This is a genomic window from Phyllobacterium sp. (assembly GCF_037994425.1).
In the GTDB taxonomy this organism is placed as follows: Bacteria; Pseudomonadota; Alphaproteobacteria; order Rhizobiales; family Rhizobiaceae; genus Phyllobacterium.
Window position 1 is genome coordinate 1 of record NZ_JBBNAM010000214.1, and the last position, 2932, is coordinate 2932.

Annotated in this window: 3 protein-coding genes and 2 pseudogenes; 3 read left to right on the forward strand and 2 right to left on the reverse strand. The window is 55.9% G+C overall.

The genetic code is table 11. The features are described 5' to 3' along the window. Positions 1–268: aquaporin (locus AAAB35_RS14950; RefSeq protein WP_340669077.1), on the reverse strand; the 268-nt coding region annotated here is incomplete at its 3' end. Positions 269–362: 94 nt separating this feature from the next. Here AAAB35_RS14950 and AAAB35_RS14955 point away from each other — a divergent pair. Then, the gene (locus AAAB35_RS14955; RefSeq protein WP_340669078.1) at positions 363–1100 is read left to right on the forward strand and encodes a Crp/Fnr family transcriptional regulator; all 738 of its coding nucleotides are present in this window, start codon (positions 363–365) and stop codon (positions 1098–1100) included. A 98-nt stretch (positions 1101–1198) separates the two neighbouring features. Here the strand turns inward: AAAB35_RS14955 and AAAB35_RS14960 are convergent. Further along, positions 1199–1545 (reverse strand): annotated as a pseudogene (locus AAAB35_RS14960) (transposase); the annotation flags it as partial. Between the two features lie 729 nt (positions 1546–2274). Between AAAB35_RS14960 and AAAB35_RS14965 the strand changes: the two are divergent. Next, the gene (locus AAAB35_RS14965) at positions 2275–2571 is read left to right on the forward strand and encodes a hypothetical protein (RefSeq protein ID WP_340669079.1); all 297 of its coding nucleotides are present in this window, start codon (positions 2275–2277) and stop codon (positions 2569–2571) included. A gap of 102 nt (positions 2572–2673) precedes the next feature. Continuing rightward, a pseudogene (locus AAAB35_RS14970) lies at positions 2674–2932 on the forward strand (hypothetical protein); the annotation flags it as partial.

Below are 2932 nucleotides of genomic sequence, written 5' to 3' on the forward strand. Positions count from 1 at the left end.
CCACCTGGGCAATCCAGTATGGAATCAGATCCTTGAACTCGAACCGTCCGGCCATGGCAAGACCAAGCGAGACAGCTGGATTGAAGTGTCCGCCGGATATATGTCCGACGGCAAAGGCCATGGTAAGCACCGTAAGGCCAAAAGCAAAGGCAACACCAAGCAAACCAATACCGACATCTGGAAACGCCGCCGCGATAACCGCGCTGCCGCAGCCGCCGAGGACAAGCCAGAATGTACCGAAGAATTCGGCCGACAGTTTATTGAGCATGACGCCCCCTACGATGGAACCGTTTGTCCCGGATTGCGCGACGGGACGACTAATTTGATCGAGAACAAGTCTTAGCGCTTATGTATCCGTTAGATTGCCCTTCCGTGAGCAATTGGTGGGGGAATCGACGATGCTGCACAGACAGGAAGCCGAACAGATTATTTCAGAGCGGGGCTGGTTTTCCCTGCTTCCAAACACGCTGCGGCGGGCAATATTGGATCGCGCGTCGTTAAAAGTGTATCAGGCAAAACAGCCCATCTATCACATCGGTGATCCGCCGGGCGGAATCTACGGGCTCATCGCAGGGGGGATCGGTATCAGCGTAGCGCCCGGAATGCATGGCCCTTACTTCGCGCATTTTGCGCGCTCGGGCTTCTGGTTTGGGGAAGCGTCCGTGATCAGCGGACGGCCGAGGCGGGTGGGAGTGGTCGCCAGACGCAAAACCATGCTCTTACAATTGTCCTTGTCGTCGATCCTGGAATTGGCTGTTTCTGATCCAACCGTATGGCGATTTCTTGCGCTCAATGCCGTAGAGAGCCTCGATCTCGCAATCTCGGGCTATGATGATCTCATGATTAGGCAGCCCCAGACCCGTCTCATGGCGGTTCTCCTCAGACTTGCAGGATACGGAAGCGATCTGGTGACAGCTGATGATGCGTTAGACATCGACGTCACACAATCGGAACTTGCCGAGATCACGGGTCTTTGTCGCAACGGCGTTGGCGGTATTCTCTCACGTCTCTCGGCAGCGGAATTGATTACTGCAGGTTATCGGCAAATCAGGATCAACCAGCCAGTTGTTCTAGCGCAAATGATCCAGGATGCGAGATAACAGTGCTGCACTTGAGGATGGCCTATTGCTGAAAATGCGTGGCGTTTCGAAAAAACCATGATCAATGAAGCACTGTGATGATGCAAATCCATCCTCAAGCGCGAACGACCCATCAATCGTTTACTGTTGCCAGCGATGCAGGTTCCATGCTGGTGCACACGCACAATGTGACGTATCAATCATCTGCACGGCTGCATCATGGCCTGCGGCCAGCGCATTCATAAGCTGGCCCCACTCGCCAGCCCTGCGCCGTCGAACAAGGCGATTGTAGCAGGTGGTGTACGGGCCAAAACTCTGCGGCAAGTCACGCCATGGCGCGCCCGAACGCGGGACCCAGAAGAGGCAGTTGAGCACCCGCAGGTCATTCACACGCGGAACGCCGCGGTTTGTTCGGCAGGAACGGCTTGATGGCGGCCCATTCATAATCGGTGAGTTCGTAGCGCATGATTCGAGGCTCCGTTTGGGAGCTTGACAACCGGAAACTTTCCGAGATTTTCGAAACCAGATCGTAGGCCGCTCTTGAAGTCTCGACTGAGATGAGGGGATCGAACACGATCCATCCCGTTTTGCCGCGCACAAATGTGATGTTGGACAGGTCGTAGCCACGCACCCGGAAGATTTGTCGTGTACCTTAAACAGCCCGTATTGAATGTTGAGCTGGTCGTTGCGCCATAGGCTCGGGTTGACGGTATCCGGCACCGGCTTATCGATGCCGATGAAGGCCTTGTAGGCCCCCAGATCCCATACGACGTTGCCCTTTTCCCCTTTGATCGTCAGCGTAGCCGGCTTGGCGATCAGGCCGCGCGTCGCGTTATTGAAGTCTTCCCGGTCGTTGACATTGAGCCGTTGCTGCAGTTCGCAGTTGGCGGCCTTGGTGCCTCGGTCGCCGGCTTGGGCTGCGTCTGGGCATGCCCGGCGCTTGAGAGAGACACCGCGAGCGCAACGATCAGCGAGGCGCGAGCAAGCGAAATGATCGAGTTCATGAAACGGCATCCTTTCGGGGAATTGGCAATAGTGGAGCTTCACCTTGTCGCGCTCTGCTTGGCTTTGATGCACATCAATGTGCCGATCGGCACTTCAATTCATTGATCGCTCTAAAAAGCGGAGTCTTCTGCAACTTGCGCGACCGGACTCCAGAGCTAAGACTCCGCGTGTCGATGCAGAAAGCCAACCAATGCTGATCATCGCGAGTGTCTACATCGGCGCCACTTGGCTGGTGTTCTTCAAGTTCAAGCTGCTGTCGTGGAATTTTCCGTGGCGGATCGTTTACCATCCTTCTCCAGGTGAAGGCTTCCGCCGCATACCTCTAATGAGCGCACCGCGACGTCGCCGCTTGGCACATCGCGTCATTTCCCGAACGATTCGGTTGCTTTTGGGGAGCGAAGCGGACATTCAGCGAGCCGCGATTACAGAACCGGATTTATGGGTACGCGCCCCAGAAGTCGGTTTTGGAGCTACTGCAGGCTTCTAAGCAGAACTGCTCTGCCATTCGTTTGCGTATCAGGCCTGCACATCTGTTCGTGAGACAGGTGCGTGTATTCGAGCTATAGTAGCGTTTGTCAGGGGCAAATGAATGTACATTACCGTTATCCGGGACTTGACCGCCAGAGCAAGTGTCATGCTTGCATTGAGCCTGGCCCTTTTGTGTGCCGCTATCGCGGGTTCCCCAGCCCAGACCAATTCGGCGCCGACACCCTCGTCGGATAAGGTAGAGCAACTCCTGAAGCTCCTCGATGATCCGGAAGTCAAGGCCTGGATCACCGCCAAGGGAGCGCCGCCGGTGGCCGAGATCCCTGCTGTGCCGTCGCCGAACGACTTCATGCTTTGGTTGA

Bases quoted from the DNA above. Each gene is read 5' to 3' on its own strand.
- AAAB35_RS14965 (WP_340669079.1), top strand. From the start codon at position 2,275: ATGCTGATCATCGCGAGTGTCTACATCGGCGCCACTTGGCTGGTGTTC.